Annotated in this window: 17 protein-coding genes; 8 read left to right on the top strand and 9 right to left on the bottom strand. The window is 57.4% G+C overall.

Annotated elements, in window-relative coordinates:
- Positions 1-143 precede the first annotated feature (143 nt).
- From ABJF76_RS15890 to ABJF76_RS15875, 4 genes are all read left to right on the top strand, one after another.
- A complete protein-coding gene (locus ABJF76_RS15890) occupies positions 144-1,436 on the top strand; it encodes an efflux RND transporter periplasmic adaptor subunit (RefSeq protein WP_413819421.1) in 1,293 nt (430 codons plus the stop codon).
- A complete protein-coding gene (locus tag ABJF76_RS15885; protein WP_413819422.1) occupies positions 1,433-5,317 on the top strand; it encodes an efflux RND transporter permease subunit in 3,885 nt (1,294 codons plus the stop codon). Before ABJF76_RS15890 ends, ABJF76_RS15885 begins: the two co-directional genes overlap by 4 nt.
- 128 nt (positions 5,318-5,445) lie before the next feature.
- On the top strand, positions 5,446-6,855 hold the full coding sequence (locus tag ABJF76_RS15880) for a DUF3179 domain-containing (seleno)protein (RefSeq protein ID WP_413819423.1): 1,410 nt from the start codon (positions 5,446-5,448) through the stop codon (positions 6,853-6,855).
- 322 nt (positions 6,856-7,177) lie between these two features.
- Complete coding sequence (locus tag ABJF76_RS15875) at positions 7,178-7,834, top strand: hypothetical protein (RefSeq protein ID WP_413819424.1); 657 nt, start codon at positions 7,178-7,180, stop codon at positions 7,832-7,834.
- A gap of 69 nt (positions 7,835-7,903) precedes the next feature.
- Here the strand turns inward: ABJF76_RS15875 and ABJF76_RS15870 are convergent, their stop codons facing one another.
- Together ABJF76_RS15870 and ABJF76_RS15865 are read right to left on the bottom strand one after the other, a co-directional pair.
- Positions 7,904-9,763 carry an ABCB family ABC transporter ATP-binding protein/permease gene (locus tag ABJF76_RS15870; protein ID WP_413819425.1) on the bottom strand — a complete coding sequence of 620 codons (1,860 nt, stop codon included), beginning with the start codon at positions 9,761-9,763 and terminating at the stop codon, positions 7,904-7,906.
- A gap of 68 nt (positions 9,764-9,831) precedes the next feature.
- The gene (locus ABJF76_RS15865; RefSeq protein WP_413819426.1) at positions 9,832-11,649 is read right to left on the bottom strand and encodes a LysM peptidoglycan-binding domain-containing protein; all 1,818 of its coding nucleotides are present in this window, start codon (positions 11,647-11,649) and stop codon (positions 9,832-9,834) included.
- Between the two features lie 127 nt (positions 11,650-11,776).
- Between ABJF76_RS15865 and ABJF76_RS15860 the strand changes: the two genes are divergently transcribed.
- Positions 11,777-12,328 carry a TIGR00730 family Rossman fold protein gene (locus ABJF76_RS15860; RefSeq protein ID WP_413819427.1) on the top strand — a complete coding sequence of 184 codons (552 nt, stop codon included), beginning with the start codon at positions 11,777-11,779 and terminating at the stop codon, positions 12,326-12,328.
- A 5-nt stretch (positions 12,329-12,333) separates the two neighbouring features.
- Here ABJF76_RS15860 and ABJF76_RS15855 read toward each other — a convergent pair whose 3' ends face one another.
- The 7 genes from ABJF76_RS15855 to ABJF76_RS15825 form a co-directional block, all read right to left on the bottom strand.
- On the bottom strand, positions 12,334-13,329 hold the full coding sequence (locus ABJF76_RS15855; RefSeq protein WP_413819428.1) for a hypothetical protein: 996 nt from the start codon (positions 13,327-13,329) through the stop codon (positions 12,334-12,336).
- Between the two features lie 149 nt (positions 13,330-13,478).
- Positions 13,479-14,078 (bottom strand): superoxide dismutase, encoded by a 600-nt coding sequence (locus ABJF76_RS15850; protein WP_413819429.1) that lies wholly within the window; start codon positions 14,076-14,078, stop codon positions 13,479-13,481.
- A gap of 150 nt (positions 14,079-14,228) precedes the next feature.
- The gene (locus ABJF76_RS15845) at positions 14,229-14,798 is read right to left on the bottom strand and encodes a sarcosine oxidase subunit gamma (RefSeq protein WP_413819430.1); all 570 of its coding nucleotides are present in this window, start codon (positions 14,796-14,798) and stop codon (positions 14,229-14,231) included.
- Entirely contained in the window at positions 14,791-17,805 is a 3,015-nt protein-coding gene (locus ABJF76_RS15840) for a sarcosine oxidase subunit alpha family protein (RefSeq protein WP_413819431.1), read from the bottom strand. Before ABJF76_RS15840 ends, ABJF76_RS15845 begins: the two co-directional genes overlap by 8 nt.
- A 70-nt stretch (positions 17,806-17,875) precedes the next feature.
- Positions 17,876-18,205: a sarcosine oxidase subunit delta gene (locus ABJF76_RS15835; RefSeq protein WP_413819432.1), complete on the bottom strand. Its 330-nt coding sequence runs from the start codon at positions 18,203-18,205 to the stop codon at positions 17,876-17,878.
- Between the two features lie 90 nt (positions 18,206-18,295).
- Positions 18,296-18,487 carry a hypothetical protein gene (locus ABJF76_RS15830; RefSeq protein WP_413819433.1) on the bottom strand — a complete coding sequence of 64 codons (192 nt, stop codon included), beginning with the start codon at positions 18,485-18,487 and terminating at the stop codon, positions 18,296-18,298.
- 175 nt (positions 18,488-18,662) lie between these two features.
- Positions 18,663-19,907 carry a sarcosine oxidase subunit beta family protein gene (locus ABJF76_RS15825; RefSeq protein WP_413819434.1) on the bottom strand — a complete coding sequence of 415 codons (1,245 nt, stop codon included), beginning with the start codon at positions 19,905-19,907 and terminating at the stop codon, positions 18,663-18,665.
- A gap of 222 nt (positions 19,908-20,129) precedes the next feature.
- Between ABJF76_RS15825 and ccmI the strand changes: the two genes are divergently transcribed.
- The 3 genes from ccmI to ABJF76_RS15810 are packed head-to-tail and all read left to right on the top strand — an operon-like array spanning position 20,130 to position 22,080.
- Positions 20,130-21,347 carry a c-type cytochrome biogenesis protein CcmI gene (ccmI, locus tag ABJF76_RS15820; protein WP_413819435.1) on the top strand — a complete coding sequence of 406 codons (1,218 nt, stop codon included), beginning with the start codon at positions 20,130-20,132 and terminating at the stop codon, positions 21,345-21,347.
- Positions 21,344-21,820 (top strand): Holliday junction resolvase RuvX, encoded by a 477-nt coding sequence (gene ruvX, locus ABJF76_RS15815; protein WP_413819436.1) that lies wholly within the window; start codon positions 21,344-21,346, stop codon positions 21,818-21,820. Before ccmI ends, ruvX begins: the two co-directional genes overlap by 4 nt.
- Positions 21,817-22,080, top strand: coding sequence for a DUF1289 domain-containing protein (locus tag ABJF76_RS15810; protein WP_413819437.1), 264 nt, complete (start codon positions 21,817-21,819; stop codon positions 22,078-22,080). Before ruvX ends, ABJF76_RS15810 begins: the two co-directional genes overlap by 4 nt.
- The last annotated feature ends 66 nt before the right edge of the window (positions 22,081-22,146 follow it).

The raw sequence follows: 22,146 nt of genomic DNA, 5'->3' as shown, positions 1-22,146 counted from the left end.
GACGCGTGCGGCAATTCGACATTCTTGCGGTTTTAGCCGAAAAACTGTAAACTGAACTGGTTAGTTTAGTCGCAAAAGACCATAACGCAGGCGTGAATCACGCGCGCACCCATGACGCGCGTTTCGAACAAGGAACGACTGAGATGCGAATTTTGTCCATCCTTCTGGCCATTGTGGTCGCAGTGGCATTGTATCTTTGGGTCATTGAACGCGACGCAACGCTGGCCTTTATCGCTGAGAATTTCAGCCCAGAGGCCCCAACCGAAGAAATAGCGCAAGACGCGGCACTGCCCCAAGACACGCCAGAAGACGACAATGCGCTGATCAAAGTCGTCGCCGTCACATCTTTCGCACGCGAACTGGACAGTGCGGTCATCCTGCGAGGTCAAACCGAAGCGGTACGCGAAGTGACTGTGCGGGCAGAGACCTCTTCGACCGTGCAATCCCCGCCCCTGCGCGCTGGCGCTTTTATTTCGGAAAACCAGCTGCTTTGCGAATTGTCCGTCGGCACCCGCGCCGGGGCCTTGAACGAGGCGCGCGCGCAACTGGCCGAGGCCATCGCCGGTAAAACCGAAGCCGAAAGCCGCATCCCCGAGGCCCAATCCCGCGTCATCGAAGCGCAGGCCCGCATCGATGAGGCCCTGGTCAACCGCACCGCCGCCCGCCGCCTGTCCCAAGAAGGCTTTGCCGCCGACACCCGTGTCAAAAGCACCGAAGCCAATGTGGCCGGGGCCGAAGCCACCCTAGAGGCAGCAAAATCCAGTGTGACAGCCGCGACAGCGGGCATGCAATCGGCAGATGCGCGGATCGAAAGCGCCGCCGCCGCCGTTGCGACCGCTGAAAAGGAACTAGAACGCCTTGAGATTCGTGCGCCCTTCGCGGGCGTGTTGGAAACAAGCACGGCCGAGCTGGGCGCTTTGCTGCAACCCGGTGACGTATGCGCGACCGTGATCCAGCTTGATCCGATCAAACTGGTCGCATTTGTCCCCGAAACCGAAGTCAGCCGCATCAGTGTTGGTGCAATGGGGCGCGCCCGCCTTGCCGCCGGTGGCGAAAACATCAGCGGCAAAGTGACCTTTCTTAGCCGGTCGTCTGATCCGACCACCCGCACCTTCCGGGTCGAAATGGAGGTGCCCAACACAGCACTTGATATCCGCGATGGCCAAACCGCACAAATCGACATCGACGCCCCCGGTTCCAGCGCGCACCTGTTGCCCGCCTCAGCGCTGACGCTGAATGCCGATGGGCAGCTTGGTCTGCGCACTTTGGATGAAAACAGCGTTGTGCAATTTGTGCCCGTCAACATGGTGCATGACACCGTCGAAGGGGTCTGGTTGACCGGCTTACCCGAACGCGCAGATGTGATTGTCGTCGGCCAAGAATTCGTGACGGCAGGCGTCAAAGTCGCGCCAACCTATCAGGAGCGAACCCAATGACCGGTATCGTTGATTGGGCCGCGTCACGCGCACGCATGGTGCTGGCCTTTATCGTTTTGTCGTTGGCCGTGGGCACCTTTGCCTATGTGAGCCTGCCCAAAGAGGGCGAGCCGGACATCGAAATCCCGACGTTGGTGATCTCGGTCCCGTTCCCCGGCATTTCGGCAGCAGATTCCGAAACATTGCTAATCAAACCGATGGAAACGGAACTCAGCGACCTTGACGGGTTGAAAAAGATGACGGCCACGGCGGCCGAAGGCTATGCCAACATCGTGCTGGAGTTCGAATTCGGTTGGGACAAAACCCAAGTCATGGCCGATGTGCGCGACGCGATGGACGGTGCCGAATCTGAATTTCCCGGTGGGTTCGAGGCCTATACGCTGGATGAATTCAACTTTTCCGAATTTCCCATCATCATTGTGAACCTGTCCGGCCCAGTGCCCGAACGCACAATCACGCGCGTTGCCAAAGACTTACAAGACGACGTTGAAGGCATGGATTCCGTGCTTGAGGCCTCGATCGTGGGCAGCCGCGACGAGATGGTCGAGGTTATCATCGACCCCCTGCGTCTTGAGGCTTACAACGTCACCGCCGCTGATTTGATCAACGTGGTGCAAAACAACAACCAGCTGATCGCAGCGGGCGAAGTTGAAACCGCGCAGGGGTCATTTGCGGTCAAAATCCCGTCGTCTTTCGACGATATTAGCGATATTTACGACTTGCCTGTCAAAACCAATGGCGACCGCGTGGTGACACTGGGCGATCTGGCAACGATCCATCTGACCTTCCAAGACCGGACCTCAACCGCGCGGTTTAACAGCAAAGACACGGTGGCGTTGCAGATCGTAAAGCGCAAAGGGTTTAACCTGATCGACACCGCAACAGCGGTAAAGGTTTTGCTGGCTGAAAAAGTCGATGAATGGCCCGAAGGCTTGGTTGCGGCCGTCGATGTTGGCACCTCAAACGATCAAAGTCGCGAAGTCGCGTCTATGGTTGGCCAGCTTCAGGGGTCTGTGCTGACGGCGATTGCATTGGTGATGATTGTGTCGCTGGCCGCCCTTGGCTTACGTGCCTCGATCCTTGTGGGATTTGCCATTCCGACGTCGTTTCTGCTGTGCTTTGTGCTGTTGGCGATCATGGGGATTTCGATTTCCAACATTGTGATGTTTGGCCTGATCTTGTCCGTGGGTATGTTGGTGGATGGCGCCATTGTGGTGGTTGAATATGCCGACAAGCGCCAGCAAGAGGGCGCAGGCCCCATGCAGGCCTATGTGCAGTCCGCCAAACGCATGTTCTGGCCGGTTGTGTCGTCCACCGCCACTACCCTGTGTGCGTTCTTGCCCATGCTATTCTGGCCCGGTGTTCCAGGCGAATTCATGGGGCAATTGCCTGTCACGCTGATCTTTGTTTTGTCGGCCTCACTGATCGTGGCGCTGATCTATCTGCCTGTGATGGGTGGCGTGTTGGCGCGAGTGATCAACTGGTTTTCCAGCAAGTGCAGCGGCTTTGCACGGCTGCCATTCATTGCGCATATCATGTTGTTCCCACTGGCGATCTTGTTGGTCGCTGGGCTTGTTGGCTTGCAACCCTTGATGGGACACGTGCAGGCGCAATTTGCGGGCATGGACCAACAAGATACATGGGGTTCAGTGCTGCCAAGCTTGCTGCGGGTCTTTGGTTTTAGCTTTGGCATGGTCGCGATTGTCGGACTGGCCCTTAGCGGCGTGGTCTTGGCTATTTTGTCGTTCGCGGCGCTGTTTGTGCGGTTGGGTTGGGCTGGCATGTGGGCTGGACGCAAAGTGTTTGGATCACGTGGCGGCCATGTGGCATCTGGCTATCAACGTTCCGGCTTTGGCTATTTCATGCAAGGGATCGTCGGCAATCCGATCATGCCCATCGCCATGCTGGCCGGTGTCTTTGTTTTTGTCGGCACCACGCTTGTCTATTTCATCAACAACAACAACGGCGTAGAATTCTTTGTTGAGACAGAGCCCGAACAGGCCATCGTCTATGTGATCGCGCGCGGGAACCTGTCGCTGGATGAAAAAGACGCCCTGCTGCGTCAGGCCGAAGATGTCGTTGTCAACCATCCCGGCATCCGCAGCGCGTTTTCATTTGCGGGCAATGGAGGTCTAAACGCGAACACGGGCGGGGCTGGCGCGCCGCTGGATGCCATCGGTCAAATCCAGCTGGAAACGATCCCATGGGAAGAACGCCCCGAAGCGACCGAACCGTGGTTCACGCTGCCGTTCATCAACCATACCGTTACCCGCCACGTCAAAGCCAACGCTTTTGACGGCGACACTGTGATGCAGGAATTGAACGACGCCCTGTCACAAATCCCCGGCATCCGCACCGAAGCCCTGCCCTTGGCCCAAGGTCCGGCCAGCGCCAAGCCCGTTCATTTGCGCATCAAAGGCAACAATTTCGACGACTTGTTGGCCGCCGCAGGTGCAGCGCGCGCCACCTTTGACAACCTGCCCGGCATGACCAGAGTCGAAGACACCCGCCCCCTGCCCGGCATCGACTGGCAGATCGATGTGGATGTCGAAAAGGCCGGCCAATACGGCGCAGACGTGGCGACCGTCGGCGCGATGGTACAGCTTGTGACGCGTGGTTTGTTGCTCGACACCATGCGCGTGCCATCCTCGGACGAAGAGGTCGACATCCGCGTCCGCCTGCCTGCTCAAGATCGCGTGCTGTCCACCCTTAATACGTTGAAAGTACGCACGCCCGACGGGTTGGTGCCTTTGGCGAACTTTATCTCTCGCACCCCTGTGGCCGAGTTGGCGCAGATCAATCGCGTGGATCAAACCCGCTATTTCGACGTAAAGGCCGACGTTTTGCCCGGATTGCAAAAGCTCGTCAGCAGCGACAGCGACGATGTCGAAGCGATCGCTGCCACGCTGCGCCCCTCGCCTGCCGGGGAAATCTCAGACGTAGAAGGTGCAACGTTTACTGTGTTGTCACTTGGAAAAACCGGACAAGGCATTGATCTGCAAGACGCGTTGGACAGCGGCGATCTGCGCCTTGTGCCGGTGAACCCGAACGAACGCATTGCGGAGTTAACCAAATGGCTCGATACGAACCCGCTGCCCAGCGGCATTGAAACAGAATGGACCGGCGACCAAGAAGACCAAGCCGAATCCGGTGCGTTCCTTGGCAAAGCGTTCCTTGGCGCGTTGGGGCTGATGTTCATCATTCTGCTGGCGCAGTTCAACAGCGTGTACAATTCGCTTTTGGTGCTTGGGGCCGTCATTTTGTCCACCGCAGGCGTTCTGATTGGGATGCTTGTGATGGATCAGGCGTTTTCGATCATTATGACCGGTACAGGCATTGTGGCGCTGGCCGGAATTGTTGTGAACAACAATATCGTGCTGATCGACACCTATCAGGAATACGAACGCTACATGCCCCGGATCGAGGCGATCATTCGCACCGCCCAAGACCGCATTCGCCCCGTTTTGCTGACCACTATCACCACAATGGCAGGGCTTGCGCCAATGATGTTTGGGCTGAGCCTCGATTTTGGTGGCGGCGGCTATACGATCGACAGCCCCACCGCGTTGTGGTGGAAACAGCTGGCCACAGCCGTTGTCTTTGGCCTTGGGATTGCCACCGTCCTGACGCTGGTGGTGACACCTTCGTTGTTGGCGATGCGGGTGTGGATCGTGACCTATGCCATGTGGCTCAGCCAGCTTATGGCCAAACTGTCACTTGGGCGCGCAAGCAAGGCAGCCCGCGATTGGTCGTTATCGCGTCAGACAGGCAAGATGGCCTCGCGCGAATTGGTCTGGGATTTCGACGACGAAGATGATCGCGATCCGCGCGAACCAGAATTGCCCTTTGTGCTGCCGACACCGATCAAGGCGGCAGAGTAGCAGAGTAATCGACACACGCACGCCTGATGCACTTGTGATCCCCACTTTAGCCTAGGCCAGCTAAGTTGTGGCGAAAGGCGCGGTTGGTTTCCTAAACCGCCGCACGTCGCCCGGCTTTGGGTATCGACATGTTTACACAAGAAGGCCCGAATATGGATCACGCCCGTCATTTCCATCGCTATCTCCGCAAGATCGCCGCATGCACCGTGCTGGCTTTGGCACTGTTCGCCACATTTGGCGCGCCTGCCAAGGCACAGGCCCTGCCCGACTATGTGATCGCCGAATTCGGCGCGCCGCCCCCAGCGATCAGCGGTCCACCTAATAGCGCCTTGCGCGCAGCCTTAAAGGCGCTTGTGTCGCACAGCATTGATCAGGCCAATTGGGTTTCGACCCAGACGGCCACCTTTGACACCATCGCCGCCTCAAAAGATGCGCGCGTGGTTTGGTTGTTGACTGACATGATGCGGTTTAGCTGGCGCCCGGAATTTGGCGCAGCATTGGTGCGGACAGCCACCGAGATTATCGGCCAAGACCTTGATACGCTGCGCCACAGTGCTGAAATCATCGACCACCTGATTGCGTGGGATATTCCCGCTTATCCCGGTTATTTGCGCCACAAACGGGCGGTCTATACCAACTATCTGCCCGGCATGGAGCGGATTTTTGTACGCGGCGACATCGACTGGCAACTGGTCGGCTGGGGCGGTGTTGGCATCGATGATCGCCCCTTTGGCAGCAAGGACATTTGTTCGTGCATCGCCGCAATCGACAACCCCGAAGTCAGCACAGCCGCCGAAGCCACATGGTTGAAAGACAGCGATATCGTGTTTGGTATCGAGGTGAACGGCGAATTCCGCGCCTACCCACGGCGCATCATGGAGGTGCGCGAAATGGTCAACGACACCCTTGGCGGACGCGATCTGGGCATTCCTTATTGTACGTTGTGCGGGGCGGCGCAGGCCTTTTTCACCGATGATCTACCGCGAGGCGTCAAGCGCCCAATCTTGCGCACCTCAGGTTTGTTAAGCCGATCGAACAAGGTGATGTATGACCTTAACACGTTCTCGGTTTTCGATACGTTTTTGGGCAAGGCTGTGACCGGGCGTCTTGCGCGGCGCGATGTGCAATTGAAACAGGCCACTGTGATCACGACGGAATGGGGTACATGGAAAGCGGCCCACCCGGACACCACCGTACTGATAGAAGAGCTTGCACTGGGGCGCGATTTTGATCTGCGCAACACGCGCGACGCCAATGGGCCGATCTTTCCGGTGGGCGACGTCGACCCGCGCCTGCCCGTCCAAGAAGACGTCATTGGCGTGACCACTGCGAACGGCACGCCCATTGCCTTTCGCCGTAGCGCCGCCTTTGCGGCCCTGACAGCCGGGCAATCTGTGTCCTTTCAAAACGTGCGCCTTGCGCTCGATGGCGGCGGGATCAGGGCGACAGATGCCAATGGCGGCGACCTCGGCAGTCACCAAGCGTTCTGGTTTGCATGGTCGCAATTCCACCCCGACACAGCGCTTTGGCCACAGTAAGGCGGATCAGAGGGCTTTAGCCCTCGTCCTCCGCCCAACGGCCCCGCCATCGCAACAAAAACGAAACAGATCCCGTCAACTGGCGGCGATCGCTATGTTTCTCGTTTGCGGAATCGAAACGGCTGACTATGCTGAACGCTGTAACCGACAAACACAAAATGGGTTTGCGGCAGATAAATGCGAGCACCCATGCCTAAATTCCTTCCCATCACCGCCTTGTCCAGCGCACCGTGCGTCGATGGCTTTGCGCGGGCATTGGGCATGACATGCGCAAAACCCAAGCGTCCCTGCGGCACGTGCCTACCCCAATGAGGCAGTGCATTTGACCCAGCCCCGGCTCTTTTCGCGCAAGGTTTTGCTGCGCTACATTTTTCTTATCGGATTCGTTTTGTTTGCGTGGTGGTGCATCAGCACGATCCGAGAGGTCCTAGACCTTGAAGTCACCCCAGCCAACGAACAAGACATTCGCTATGCAATCCTATTCGCCGCCTTGGCCTATATCGGCTTACTTGCCTTACCCTTCGTGCCGGGCGCGGAAATCGGGGTGGCAATGCTGGCCGCCTTCGGTTCTGGCATCGCGCCGTTGATCTACATCACTACGGTCGCCGCGATGATGCTGGCCTACGTCATCGGGCGCTTCTTTCCAATCAGCGCGCTTGAGCGTGGTTTTTCAGGCATCGGAATGCGCCGCTCTGCCGATCTTTTGGCCCGCGCAGCCCCCCTTTCACAAGAAGAACGGCTCGCCGTACTGCTTGAAGGGCGATCCCCGCGCATGCTGAAGCTGGCTTTGAAATATCGGTACATTGCCATTGCACTTGCCGTAAACACGCCAGGAAATTCCATCATTGGCGGCGGTGGCGGCATTATGATGATGGCCGGCCTAAGCGGGCTGTTTTCGCCGGGTGCGACGTTCTTAACGCTGCTTGTTGCAGTGGCCCCCGTGCCGTTGATGGTCTTTGTTCTTGGCCTGCAAATCTAAAGCCGACAGGCAGAAACGCCCCACAGGTTTTTCGCCTCGAAAAACGACCGCAAGCCGTGACGGCTTGCGTTAGCCTTCGTCATCGGACTGCTGGCGATGCCACAGTTGGGCATAGCGCCCATCACGGGCCAGCAAGGCGTCATGGGTGCCTGATTCCACAACCAACCCGTCCTCAAGCACAACGATCCTGTCGGCCTCAGCAATGGTGCTGAGGCGGTGCGCAATCGTCAGCACTGTGCGCCCCTCGCCTGCTGCATTAAGGGCGTCCTTGATCTCTTGTTCGGTTTCGGTATCAAGCGCACTTGTCGCCTCGTCCAACAATAAGATGGGCGGGTTTTTCAGCAATGTGCGCGCAATACCCACGCGCTGCTTTTCGCCTCCGGACAGCTTCAAGCCACGTTCCCCCACGGTGGTCTGATACCCATCTGGCAAACGTTGGATAAAATCGTGGATTTGTGCGGCCTTGGCAGCAGCAACGATGTCTGCTTCGCTCGCATTGTCGCGCCCATAGGCGATATTGTAGTGAATCGTGTCGTTAAAAAGCACCGTGTCCTGCGGGACGACGCCGATGGCGGCGTGCAGACTTTCTTGGGTCACGTCGCGAATGTCTTGACCATCGATGCTCAACGCGCCGTCGCCCACATCGTAAAACCGAAACAGCAAGCGCCCGATGGTGGATTTGCCTGACCCGGTCGATCCGACAATGGCCACCTGTTCTCCGGGCTCTGCCACAAGACTGACGCCCTTTAGGATCGCGCGTTCAGGGTCATAGCCAAAATGCACATCGCGCAACTCTACCCGTCCGCCCGTGACGTTCAAAACAGGAGCCTCCGGTTTGTCTGTCACTTCGGCGGGCTGTTCGAGCAGATCAAACATCTGCCCCATATCCACAAGCGCCTGACGGATTTCGCGGTAGACGGTGCCAAGGAAATTCAGCGGCATAGTGATCTGAATCATGTAGGCGTTGACCATTACAAAATCGCCCACCGTCAGGGTCCCGTTCTGCACCCCAACTGCGGCCATAATCATAATGCCAACAAGGCCCGAAGTGATAATCACCGACTGTCCAAAGTTCAAAAACGCCAAGGAATAGTTGGTCTTAACCGCCGCTTCTTCGTAACCCGCCATTGCCGCGTCATAACGCTTTGCTTCGCGGGATTCCGCGCCGAAATATTTGACGGTTTCATAGTTCAGCAAACTGTCGATCGCCTTTTGATTGGCGTCCGTGTCCTGATCGTTCATCACACGGCGCAGTTTGACCCGCCATTCGGTCACCGCGAATGTAAACCAGACGTAAATTCCAATCGTGACACTTACAATCAACAGATACCACGCATCAAAAAGGATCGTCAGGATGATCCCAATCAACACTAGTTCCAGAACCAACGGTCCGATGGAAAACAGCAAAAACCGCAGCAGAAATTCAACGCCTTTCACACCGCGTTCGATAATCCGCGACAGCCCACCTGTCTTGCGCGTGATGTGATACCGCATGGACAGGCGGTGAATGTGCTGGAATGTCTCAAGCGCAAGCATACGCAATGCTCGTTGCCCCACGCGGGTAAAGATCGCGTCCCGCAGCTGCTGAAAACCGACCGTCATTAGGCGCGCAAACCCATAGGCAAGGGTCAGCCCCACAGCGCCCAGCGCAAGTGGCGACACGCCGCTATCCGCCAATGCATCCACTGCATTGCGATAGATGATCGGCGTATAGACCGAGATCAGCTTGGACACGACAAGCGCGATAAGCGCCAGCACGACACGCTTTTTGACCCAAGGCATGTTGTCAGGCCAAAGATAGGGCGCAACTTTTCGAATCGTGCGCAACCCCGAAGCCCGTTCGGCGCGCTCTGACGAAGTCGGACCACCTGGCGGTGGCGTCGCCGCATTGCCCCGCGGGGCAGAGGAAGCAGTCGTGTCAGCAGGCATAAGTCACGTCCTTCAAGGTCAGACGTGACTACTTAGTTCAGCCCGTGGCGATAGACCAGTGCCGCGGCCTAATTTGGAAGGTCAAAAACCTGCCCAGGAAAGATCAGATCAGGGTCGCGGATCCGGTCTTTGTTGGCCTCAAACAGTTGTACATACAGCCGCCCCTCGCCGTAGCGGTCGCGCGCAATGGCCCACAACGAATTGCCAGCCTGAACCGTGATGCGTTTAGCCGCTTCGGCTTCGTTATCGCTTTGTGCCAGAATCGCGGGATCTTCGCGCCGGAACGGCGTTTCCACACGGCTGGTCACTTCGCCCGCTTGATCCAGTTCATCCACGCGCAGTGTATAAACACCGGTGTCGATCTGCGGTAACTCGCCCCGCCAATCCCCATTGGTGTCCACGTCCAGATCTGCGATCGGGCGGTTATTGACATAAACACGCACCACTTCCGCCTCGGATTGGGCGCGCCCGGCAAGTTGCACATCGCCTTCCACCGAATAGCTAATCGTATCAAGCGCAATGTTTTCCAGCACTTCCGGACGCGCATTGCTAAGCACTTCGACACCTTCAGCAGTGGATTTCAGCACCAAAGGAGCCGTAGCCTCTGAGGTGTCGTTGCTTGCCACCTGTTCGGGTGCGGCAGCTTCCGGTGCATCTTCCGTAGCAACCTGTTCTGTGGCGGTGGCCTCCGGTGCATCGTCCGTTGCGACCTGCTCTGGTGCCGCAGGTTCCGGTGCGTCATCAGTTGCAACCTGTTCTGGCGCAGCAGGTTCCGGTGCATCACCTGTTGCAACCTGTTCTGGTGCGGCGGCCTCTGGTGCATCATCCGTAGCGACCTGCTCAGGGGCGGCAGGTTCCGGTGCATCATCCGTTGTGACCTGCTCTGTGGCGACGACTTCCGGTGCATCGTTCGTTGCAACCTGTTCTGGTGCGGCGGTCTCCGGTGCGTCATCCGTTGCAACTTGCTCTGGCACGACAGCTTCCGGTGCGTCATCCGTAGCGACCTCTTCTGGTGCGGCAGTTTCCGGTGCATCGTCCGTTGCAACTTGCTCTGGTACTGCAGGTTCCGGTGCATCGTCGGTTGCGACTTCCTCTGGTGCAACAGCTTCCGGCGCGTCGGCGGCTTCAACCGCCTCAGCTTCGGGTGCAGGATCGTCAACAGCGTTTGCGGCATCCTCGGGTACTTCGGGTGCAGGCTCTGTAAGCGCGGCAACAACGTCTTGTTCTGTGTTTTCCGGCGTGGCCTCTGTCGCCGCAGGGTCGGACACCTCAGCCACATCATCCGTGGCGGCATCAGCTTCAACAGCGGCGACTTCGGGTTCTGGGCTTGCGTTTTCCGCTTCGGGCGTGGGGTTCGCTTCTTCTGGCTCATCTGCCTGCGCCACCGTTTCAGGAGCAGCCGCCGGTTGGGGCGCAAGGATGACTTCATCAAGCGAAGCCACGTCTTCACCATTCAAACGTTGAACAAGGGACAAAACTTGCGCCTTGGGGCTTGGAGGCAGGATCGTGATAGCCGCAAAACTGCCGCCAGAATCTGCGGTGACGGTCGTATTCTCTGTCCCGTCCAGCAACACAGATACAGCACTGTCCGGAGCAGCGCGCCCGGCGATGATCGTCAACCCATCCGCTTCCAAGCGGACTTCGTCAATCGAAGGCGGCGCAATGGATGCAACATCAGGCGATTCCACTGGCACAACCGGTTCAGGAACCTCAGCCACCTCAGGTGTCACCGCGGCTTCGACCACGGCTTGGGTTTCAGGCGCTGTGTTTGGCGGGTCAATCCGACTGTTTACATAGACCCCCGCCGCAATAGCCACGACAGCCACAACGCCCGCACCACCCACAAGGGCACCATTGCTTCCCGCAAAAACCGCCAGTTTCGACATTCTCACCCACTCCCGCGCCCCAATTGGGCCAGCTTCGTTGCGCTTCCTTAGCAGGCGACATTACAAGGGTCAAAACACGGCTGTTATTCCACGCCACTTTCATGCGCTGTCTTAAGGAACTGTTGTTATGAACCCATTGTCCGTTTGCGTCTTTTGTGGTGCCCGCACAGGTAATGACCCTGCCTTCGCGGCCGAAGCTGAACAGTTGGGTCAGGGCATTGCCGCGCGCAACTGGCGGCTGGTCTACGGTGCCGGCGACGTCGGGCTGATGGGCACAGTGGCACGCGCGGCGCAAAAGGCCGCCGGCGACACGTTCGGGGTGATTCCGCGCCATCTGGTGGAATGGGAAGTCGGTAAAACGGATTTGACGCGTTACGTGGTCACCGAAACCATGCACGAGCGCAAAAAAGTCATGTTCATGAATTGCGATGCCATTGCCGTGCTGCCCGGTGGCGCCGGGTCGCTGGACGAGCTGTTCGAGGTGCTGACATGGCGTCAGTTGGGGTTGCACGAAAAACCAGTGATTTTGATCAACACAAAAGGCTATTGGGATCCGTTATTGGTGTTGATCCGGCACGTGATCGACAATGGTTTTGCCGACGTCAGCCTGATGGACTTTATCCAAGTGGCGACGGACAGCGCCCAAACTCTGGACCTGCTGGCCGCATCACCAAGCTAGACGCGCTAGTTTTGATCCAGAAACGTTTTTCGGTTCGCGCTTGTTTTGTTACCGTCTGCGGTCAGCAATGCGTGCGTGCCGCCGCAGTTTTCAACCTTGTCCAATTCGTCTTGCCCATTGTCAGAAAATTGTTTGCCCACAAGGCGCTGGCAAGACACGTCAATGTGGTAGACCAATCCCTTGATATGCTGATCTTTAAGCTGCCATGTCTGGGCATCTTCAACCGACATTGACGCATTCACAGACCGAAGCAGCGCGCGAATGGCTCGTTCAGCAAATTCATCTGAAATCTTAACGTTCTTTCCTGTTCGAAACTCTTCCAATTCGTCTTTTAATCCCGCGCATTCCGGTTGTTCAAATCCACACGCTGCGTTTACCGCATCCGCATAGACGACAATTGTATCGCGGTAGGTGGCCAATGCGCGGCGCGCGACGGGAAAGACACGTTTGCCATGCCTGATGACACCCAGATAGTTTAACTCGACAATGTCTTCAGCAAGCCCATCCAATTCCGCGGCGTTTAGCACCAGTTTTGACAGCGAATACAGCGTGCTTTGCATTTCTCTTGAATGCGCCTCAAAAGCGAAAGCTGAATTGAAATCATCCGTGGCGTCGGCGTTTTTCAAACCGCAATTTACAGATGTGACGGCGGGCACTGTGCTGCCTTGGGCCTTTTCAGGTGCGCTGAACCGGCTTGCATTCAAGCATGACGTATCCGGATTGGACGCCGCGCGCATACGGGCGAGTACATCATAACCGGAGTTGATCAACACAGCCGCAGATTTCGCCTGCGACGAGGTTTCGGTAAAGTCCGCCGCCAAAGGGGCAAGTATGGTCAGGCTCATAAGATACCGATCCGCCCTTTGACGTTGTGATCGGGCCTCGAATATCTTTTCATCCGCAATGCGTTCGACACGCCCACCGGGGTAGCCCGCTTCGTCTCGTAAAAAATCACATGCAGGTAGAAACGCCAAAATAACGACGGCAATTAAATTTTTCATAAACCTCCCCCAAGGTTATTTGGTAAATATATTGTCAAATATAATCTACATTAACAAAATAAATCATTTACTCAATAAAAAAGGCTTTGGTAAATCCAAAGCCCTTCAGCGCATTACAGGTTAAGCACCTGCATATGCGATTCAAAAAATCACATGCGGGACGCTACGTTCTCCCAGTTTACAAGGTTGTCCAGGAAGTTCGTCAGGTACACTGGGCGCTTGTTGCGGAAATCGATGTAATAGGAATGTTCCCACACATCACAGCCCAAAAGCGCTGTCTGGCCAAAACACAGCGGGTTCACGCCGTTTTCCGTTTTGGTTACTTTCAAAGCGCCATCGGTGTCTTTGACCAACCAGCACCAGCCGGACCCAAATTGCCCAGCGCCTGCGGCCGAAAACTCGGACTTGAACGCGTCAACCGACCCAAAGCTTTCGACAAGCGCTTTTTCCAGATCACCCGGCATCGCGTTGCCGTTCGGGCCCATCATTTCCCAGAACTGGTTGTGGTTCCACAACTGGCTGATGTTGTTGAAGATACCGTTCTGCGCGACCGATTTGGCGTCATATGTGCCGACAATGATCTCTTCTAAAGACTTGCCCGCCCATTCCGTGCCCTCAATCGCTTTGTTGCCATTGGTGACATAGGCGTTGTGGTGCAGGTCGTGGTGGAATTCCAACGTTTCGGCAGACATGCCTTTGGACGCCAGCGCGTCGTGGGCATAAGGAAGATCGGGAAGTGAAAAAGCCATGAGGGCCCCCTTTTTACGGTTATGAAAGGCGATGTGTTTGCTCATGCCAAATGAAGGGCGCGAGGGGGCTTCGTCAAGGCCATGTCCGCGCCACAGGCGGCATTTGCGCAATTGTCGCGCATTCAACCGTGACCCCACGCCCTCGAAGCATCAGAAATAGTCGACGCTTGAACCTTTTTGTGCCGCCACCTTCAGCAGATCAAACATGTATTGCGCGTTCGATCGAAAGCAGACGATTTCGAACCTGTCTTCGTCCTGCATCCAAAAGGCGGCAGGCACCTGCGTCATGCGGGTTCTACGAAACCTGCCGATTGAAAACGCCTTGGGGCTGACATCAACGGGGGCGAGTTTGGCCATCACATCCCGCGCGCCCTGCCCGCTGACGCGAAACATCGCGCGCGCATCTGATACGTCCACAGCCAACGCGTGCACTTTGGCCAGCGCCTTGTTCAGCTTGGCCAAGTTGGCGGCGACCTCAACGTAGGGGCACAGGATCAACACCTCGTCCGCTGACATCCAGCACAAACCACTGTCGCCGTTGCAATTGGCCCCCCCGGCTTCGGGCATTTTGACGCCCGCAACGCGGGTGGCGGCCTTGATCACTTTCGACGCGCTCAGATCGCCCCGCAGGGTGATCATGCCTTGCAAGGGGGCCTCGGAAATCGCGGCGATCCCATCGGACCAAGCGGCCCCGTTTAGGGCTGTCACAGCATTAGACATCCTGTTTTTCCCCTTTTGGATCGTAAAACACTGGGCTGACGATGCGCGCGGTATAGGTTTTGCCATCGGTGCCCGGAAACTCCAGCTCTTCGCCCATGCGGTCCGGCCCATGCAGTACCAGCCCCATCGCAATCCCTTTCCCCAAGTTGGGTGAATGATAGGACGACGTCACGCGCCCCTGCACATGGCGCTGCCCATTGGCATTGCGCCCCTGCGCCACTGCATAGGCGCCATCCGGCAACACTGAACCATCCGTGGTTTCCAGCCCCACCAGTTTCCAGCGTTCAGGGTCCGCCATATGACTGCGCAGATGGGCCCGCTTGCCCAAATAGTCGTCTTTCTTTTTCGACAAGGCCCAGTGCAGCCCCAAATCTTGCGGGATCACGGTGCCATCGGTTTCATCCCCGATCATGATGAACCCTTTTTCGGCGCGCAAAATATGCAGCGCTTCAGTGCCATAGGGCATCACGTTATGGGGTGCGCCAACGGTCATCAACGCATCCCAAAACGCCTGCCCCTCGCTGGCGCGCACGGCGATTTCATAGCTGAGTTCACCCGAGAACGAGATGCGATAGACCCGCACGTCAAAGCCGCCAATCGTGCCATCAGCCCATTCCATAAAGCCAAGCGCGTCCTTGGACACATCCATGCCGCCAAGCGTTTCCAATGCGATGCGTGCCTTGGGACCAACAACGGCGATTTGGGCGTATTGTTCCGTGACATTGGCAACGTAAACATCCCAATCCCACCACTCGGTTTGCAGCCATTCTTCCATGTGGCCATGGATGCTTTCGGCGCCGCCTGTTGTCGTGTGGCACAAAAATGTGTCGTCATCGATGCGTGCCACAACGCCGTCATCGACCAGAAACCCGTTTTCGCTACACATCAGGCCATAACGGCATTTGCCCGGCTTCAACGTGCTCATCATATTGGTATAGAGCATATCAAGGAATTTGCCCGCGTCCGGCCCCTTGACGATGATTTTGCCAAGGGTTGAGGCATCCAGCAGACCAAGGTTTTCGCGGGTGTTCTTGGTTTCGCGCATCACCGCGTCATGCACAGTCTCGCCGTGCCGAACATAGGCATAGGGGCGGCGCCATTGGCCAACGGGTTCCCAATCGGCACCGTTCGCTTGATGCCAATCATACATCGGCGTGCGCCGGATCGGTTGGAATACGTCGCCGCGCGCTTCGCCCGCGATCGCGCCCATCGAAATCGGGGTATAAGGTGGGCGGAACGTCGTGGTCCCTGTTTGCGGAATAGGTTGATCCAGTGCATCAGAAAGGATCGCAAGACCATTGATGTTGCTTAACTTTCCTTGATCCGTCGCCATGCCCAACGTCGTGTAACGCTTGGCATGTTCAACGGATTCAAATCCTTCTTGTGCAGCCAGTTGCACGTCAGACACTTTGACGTCGTTTTGATAATCAAGCCACGCCTTACTGCGCAAAGCGATGCCTGCACCTTGGGGCATCAACCAGACGGGGGCCATTGGGGCTTCGGTCACGCTGTCTGCATTGGGTGCACTGACTTTGGCCGGAGCAAAACCTGTCGTGCGCGCCGCCGCGTGCCCTTTGGCATGCGCATCCCCGAGGATTTCTGTCAGCCCAAAATGACCGTTTGCAGACCCGGCAACACTGACAAAGGCAGCGCCATCCGCGCCGGTCGGTGCTTTGTCGACATCGGGGCGGAACATGGCAAAATCATTGTCCCACAGCAGCTTACCGCCACAATGAGACCACAAGTGCACCACGGGCGACCAACCACCCGACATGGCCACAGTATCGCATGCGATCTCTTCAAGCACGGCACCCTCGCCTGCTTGCGCACAGACGGCGACGCCGGTGACGCGTTTGGTCCCAAGGACCTTTGCGCCCCCGTGTCCTAGCATTACGCGTATACCCGCGGCCTTTGCTTGTTCTATCAGCGGGCTATCGGTGGATGGCGCGCGTGCATCCAGAATGGCGGGCACGCTTAAACCTGCTGTTTTTAGGGTAATTGCGGTACGATAGGCGTCGTCATTGTTGGCCACAACGACCGTGCGGTCCCCCGGGCTGACACCATAGTTCACCACATAATCACGCACAGCTGAGGCCAGCATGACACCCGGCACATCATTGCCCGCAAAGCTAAGTGGGCGTTCAAGCGCGCCTGTAGCGGTGATCACATGGCCTGCCCGGATGCGCCAAAGGCGATGGCGCGGACCGTCTACATCTGCCAAATGATCCGTAAGCCGTTCATATCCCAACACATACGCGTGGTCATAAACACCTGCACCCATGGTGCGGTTGCGCAAAGTGACGTTGGGCATGGCAGAGAGTTCGGACACCAAAGTGTCCACCACCTTGTCCACCGGCGCGCCATCGACAGCGCCCCCGTCAACGGGCGCCCGCCCGCCAAATTGCGCGGTTTGCTCAAGTACAAGCACCTGCGCGCCCGTGGCCGCCGCGGCCTTGGCCGTTGTCAAACCTGCAATGCCCCCACCAATCACCAACACATCACAAAAAGCGTGGAAGTGTTCATATGTGTCGCCGTCCCGTTCTTTGGGCGCTTTGCCAAGGCCCGCGGCATGGCGAATGAACGGTTCATAGACATGTTTCCACAAGGGGCGCGGATGGATGAACATTTTGTAATAGAACCCGGCAGGCATAAACCGCGCCAGCTTGGCGTTGATCGCGCCCACATCAAATTCAAGGCTAGGCCAGTGGTTTTGACTGGTGGCTGTCAACCCGTCAAACAGCTCCGTTGTGGTGGCCCGTTGGTTGGGTTCAAAACTGTCGCCGTCCCCAAGGTTCACCAGCGCGTTGGGTTCTTCGACGCCGCTGGCGACGATGCCACGTGGGCGGTGATATTTGAACGAACGCCCCACCAGCATCTGGTCATTGGCCAAAAGCGCAGAGGCAAGCGTGTCGCCCTCAAACCCTTTTAGGGTTTTACCGTTAAAGGTGAACTGGGCGGGCTTGTCCTTGTTGATAAGGCGGCCACCTGTGGACAGTCGTGTGCTCATGTTCGGGCCTTTGTAGCAGCAGAGGTGTCGGAGCCTCCGGCGGGAGTTTTTCTTGCAAGATGAAGTTGGATCACGAGAAATCCCCCCACGACCAGCCCGGGCGCTTTTCGCTGATTTTGTCACGCAGGTCCCTGGGCGGTTCCAGCGTTTGCGCGGGGTATGTGCCGAACACTTCCAACGTCGTGGTACAGCGCGCCACATGGAACCATTTGCCGCAACCATAGACATGGCGCCAGCGTTCAAAGTGCACACCTTTGGGGTTTTGACGGGTGAACATGTAGCCCTCAAAGTCATTGTCGCTAGAACCGGGACCAAAGCGTTTCAGGTGTGCTTCTCCGCCTGCGTGGAATTCGGTTTCTTCGCCGGTTTGGCCGCAGCACGGACATGTCAGGATCAGCATATGTGCGCTCCTATTTTAGTGGAAAACGCAAAAAAAACGGACGTCAAATGACGCCCGCCAAGTGGGGTGTAAAGAATGGGTGGGGTTGTGTCAGTCGACGGCCGGGAGGACCGGCGACTGCACAGCCGGCGTGATCGCATTGTCGTTTGGCTGGTCGGTCCCAAACGATCCGATAAGCGCGATGAACGCGACAATGCATACAACGACAACAAAGGCGATAAGCACGCCCCGCCCGCTGGTGCCGCTGGACCGGCTAAAGTTTGCGTGTGAATTGTCTGACATGATGGTTGCTCCTGTCTGTGAGCCTCCATCAGCGCAGCTTTGGCATTTGGTGCAATCATAGCGGGCCGAGCGCCATCAAACGGGCCAAGCTTAGCCGATTTCACTGGATTGCGCGGGCTGCGTCCCGCTGATTTTGAGAAAAAACGCCCAAGCATGTGTTTGGATGACATTCGCATCAGTGCGCCACCCCTGCTGCGACACTTTCGTCGATGAACTTGCCTGCGCGGAAGCGATTCAGTGAAAATTCATCCGTCAGCGGTGAATGCCCTTTGGCCATCAACTCTGCCATGGCCCAACCCGAACCCGGGATCGCCTTGAACCCGCCGGTGCCCCAGCCACAGTTGACGAACACGCCCTCGACCGGGGTTTTGGATAGAATGGGCGAGCGGTCACCCGTTACATCCACAATCCCGCCCCATTGCCGCAGCATTTTGAGGCGTGAGATCATCGGGAAGGTTTCGATCAGGGCGCGCACGGTTTCTTCGATATGGTGGAAGGATCCGCGTTGGGTGTAGTTGTTGTAGCCATCCGTGCCGCCGCCAATCACCATCTCGCCCTTGTCGGATTGTGACATATAGCCGTGCACGGTGTTGGCCATCACAACCACATCCATGCAGGGTTTGATCGGCTCAGATACCAACGCTTGAAGTGCGACAGATTCGATGGGAAGGGAAAAGCCCGCCATATTCGCCACATCGCCCGAATGGCCGGCCACCACGATGCCTAGTTTGTCGCAACCGATGGCACCGTTGGTGGTGTCAACGCCGACGACTTTGCCGTTTTCGCGCCGAATGCCTGTGACTTCGCACTTTTGGATCACGTCCATGCCCATATCGGAACAGGCCCGTGCATAGCCCCACGCCACAGCGTCATGGCGCGCTGTGCCGCCGCGCGCTTGCCACAGGCCACCCAACACAGGATAGCGCGGGCCGTCGATGTTGATGATCGGCACCAATTCTTTGACCTTTTCGGGGCCGATGAATTCGGTCGTGACCCCTTGCAACGCGTTGGCGTGGGCGGTGCGTTGATAGCCGCGCACTTCGTGTTGGGTTTGGGCCAGCATAATGACGCCGCGCGGGCTGAACATAACGTTGTAGTTCAAATCCTGAGACATCGTTTCGTATAGGCTGCGTGATTTTTCGTAAATCGCAGCGGACGGATCTTGCAGGTAATTGCTGCGAATGATGGTAGTGTTGCGCCCAGTGTTACCGCCGCCAAGCCAGCCTTTTTCAAGGATAGCGACGTTGGTGATGCCAAAATTCTTGCCCAAGTGATAGGCCGTGGCCAGCCCGTGCCCGCCTGCCCCAATGATGATCGCATCATATTTGGCTTTCGGTTCAGGCGCGCGCCATGCGCGTTCCCAACCTGCGTGATAGCGCGCCGCTTCGCGGGCGATGGCAAATGCTGAATATCGTTTCATGGGGCGGCGCGCTCCGGCAGTGGAATCGATTGGCGTAGACGTGTTTGTGTAATGACGTGTTGTGTAAAGAAAAAGGCCCGCATGGGCGGCACTTTTTATCAAATTTGCGACACGAGGCAGCGCCCAACTGACAAAGCTGTGTCCAAATGCGGCGCAATGCCTCTTTTGTCGACGCATTCCAGAGGCTACACCACAGGAGGTTTTGAGAAAAAAGGGGGCGTTATGCTGTTTTGGGCTATTACGGGATTGCTGACGCTTGTGGTTGTGGCTGCGCTGGCGCGTGCGCTGATGCGTGGTGGCGAAGATGCCCGGCCGCCTGCGGCCTATGACTTGGCCGTTTACCGCGATCAGTTAAAAGAGGTGACGCGTGACCTTGAGCGCGGCGTCATCTCCGCAGCTGATGCCGAGCGGACCCAAACTGAAGTGTCCCGCCGTATTCTCGCGGCGGACGCGGCCCAAAAACGCCATGAAGATACAACAAAACAGGGGCGCGGTGCGCCAGTTGTTGTGGGTGTCACAGCCTTGGTTTTGGCTGTCGGTGCCTTTGCGATGTATTCTGAGCTGGGCGCGCCAGGTTACGGTGATCTGGCGCTTTCTGATCGTATTGAAAGCGCTCGCATTTTACGCGCAGAACGCCCGAGTCAAGCAAGTGCGGAGGCCAGCGTGCCCGCCGCGCCCGCTCCCGATGCCAGTACTGATTATACCGCCCTTGTTGTGCAATTGCGCAATGCTGTGCAAACACGGCCTAATGATCTGCAAGGTTTCACCTTGCTCAGCCAAGCCGAAGCCCGCCTTGGGAACTTTGCGGCGGCCCATGCGGCAAAGGCGACTGTCCTTTCGCTTAAGGGACAGGACGTTTCGGCCACAGATTATTCTGAACATGCCGACCTGATGATTTTGTCTGCGGGGGGATATGTGTCGCCCGAAGCCGAAGCGGTCTTGGAACAAGCACTTGCCTTGAACCCCGGTGACGGGCCGTCGCGCTATTACTATGGTTTGATGATGGCGCAAACCGGGCGGCCTGACACGGCCTTGCGCATCTGGGATCAGTTGCTGCGTGAAGGCCCCCCGGATGCGCCGTGGATTTCGCCAGTCAGCGCCCAAATCGACGACATGGCAGAACGTGCAGGTGTGGACTATGCCCGCCCTGCCATTGGAACGGGTCGCGGCCCAACGGCTGCAGATATCGATGCGGCCAGCGACATGAGCCCGGCTGAGCGCATGCAAATGATCCAAGGTATGGTCGAAGGCCTAAGTGAGCGGCTGGCCACCGATGGCGGCCCGGCAGAAGAATGGGCGCAGTTGATCTCGGCCCTTGGCGTTTTGGGCGAGTTTGAAAGATCGCGTGCGATTTTCGAGAACGCAAAACAGGTGTTTGCCGAGGATCCCGGCGCGATGGATATCCTTAACAACGTGGCGGATCGGGTTGGTTTGGAGTGATCACGGACGATATACACGATTTTACGGCTGCCTTGCCTGACATGCGCCCGCTGATGGGCCTTGATCTTGGCGACAAGACCATTGGCGTGGCCGTCAGTGACACCTATCAATCTGTGGCGACACCCTTGGAAACCGTACGGCGCAAAAAGTTTGGGCTGGATGCAGCGCGCCTTGTGGAACTGATCGGCGCACGTCACGTCGGCGGTGTCGTTCTGGGCCTGCCTCGCAATATGGATGGCAGCGAAGGACCGCGATGCCAATCCACCCGCGCCTTTGCCCGTAACTTTGCCAAACTTTGGGACGGGCCCGTGACCTTTTGGGACGAACGCCTAAGCACTGTGGCGGCGGAAAGAGCGCTGTTGGAGGCGGATACGACCCGCAAGCGTCGCGCAGAGGTGATTGACCATGTGGCTGCGGGTTATATCCTGCAAGGGCTGCTGGACCGGCTGGCTGTCATCAAGAGGTCGACATGAACGACAACGATCAAGCGGCGCGTTCAGCGCGCGACATCCCCGTCTGGACCCGCAACGAGGTCGAAAGCCCTTGCGTGCAGATTTGCGTGATCCACCCCGAAACGCGCCTGTGCGCAGGGTGCGCGCGCTCGATCGATGAAATCGGCGCTTGGGGCGGAATGAGTTCTGAAGAACGCCGCGCCATCATGGCCGATCTTCCAAAGCGCGAGGCGGCCCCAAAAGGGCGTCGTGGTGGGCGCAGTGCCCGGCTGAAACGCTGAGCCTGAGACTGATGCAGTCTCCGGCTGGATTTCGAGGCGAAACCCGACCTTGGAAACCGCATCGGT

It is taken from the genome of Tateyamaria sp., from assembly GCF_039940735.1.
GTDB lineage: Bacteria > Pseudomonadota > Alphaproteobacteria > Rhodobacterales > Rhodobacteraceae > Tateyamaria.
Note: the sequence above shows the minus strand (reverse complement) of the source record. Positions and strands in the feature narration are given on the sequence as shown.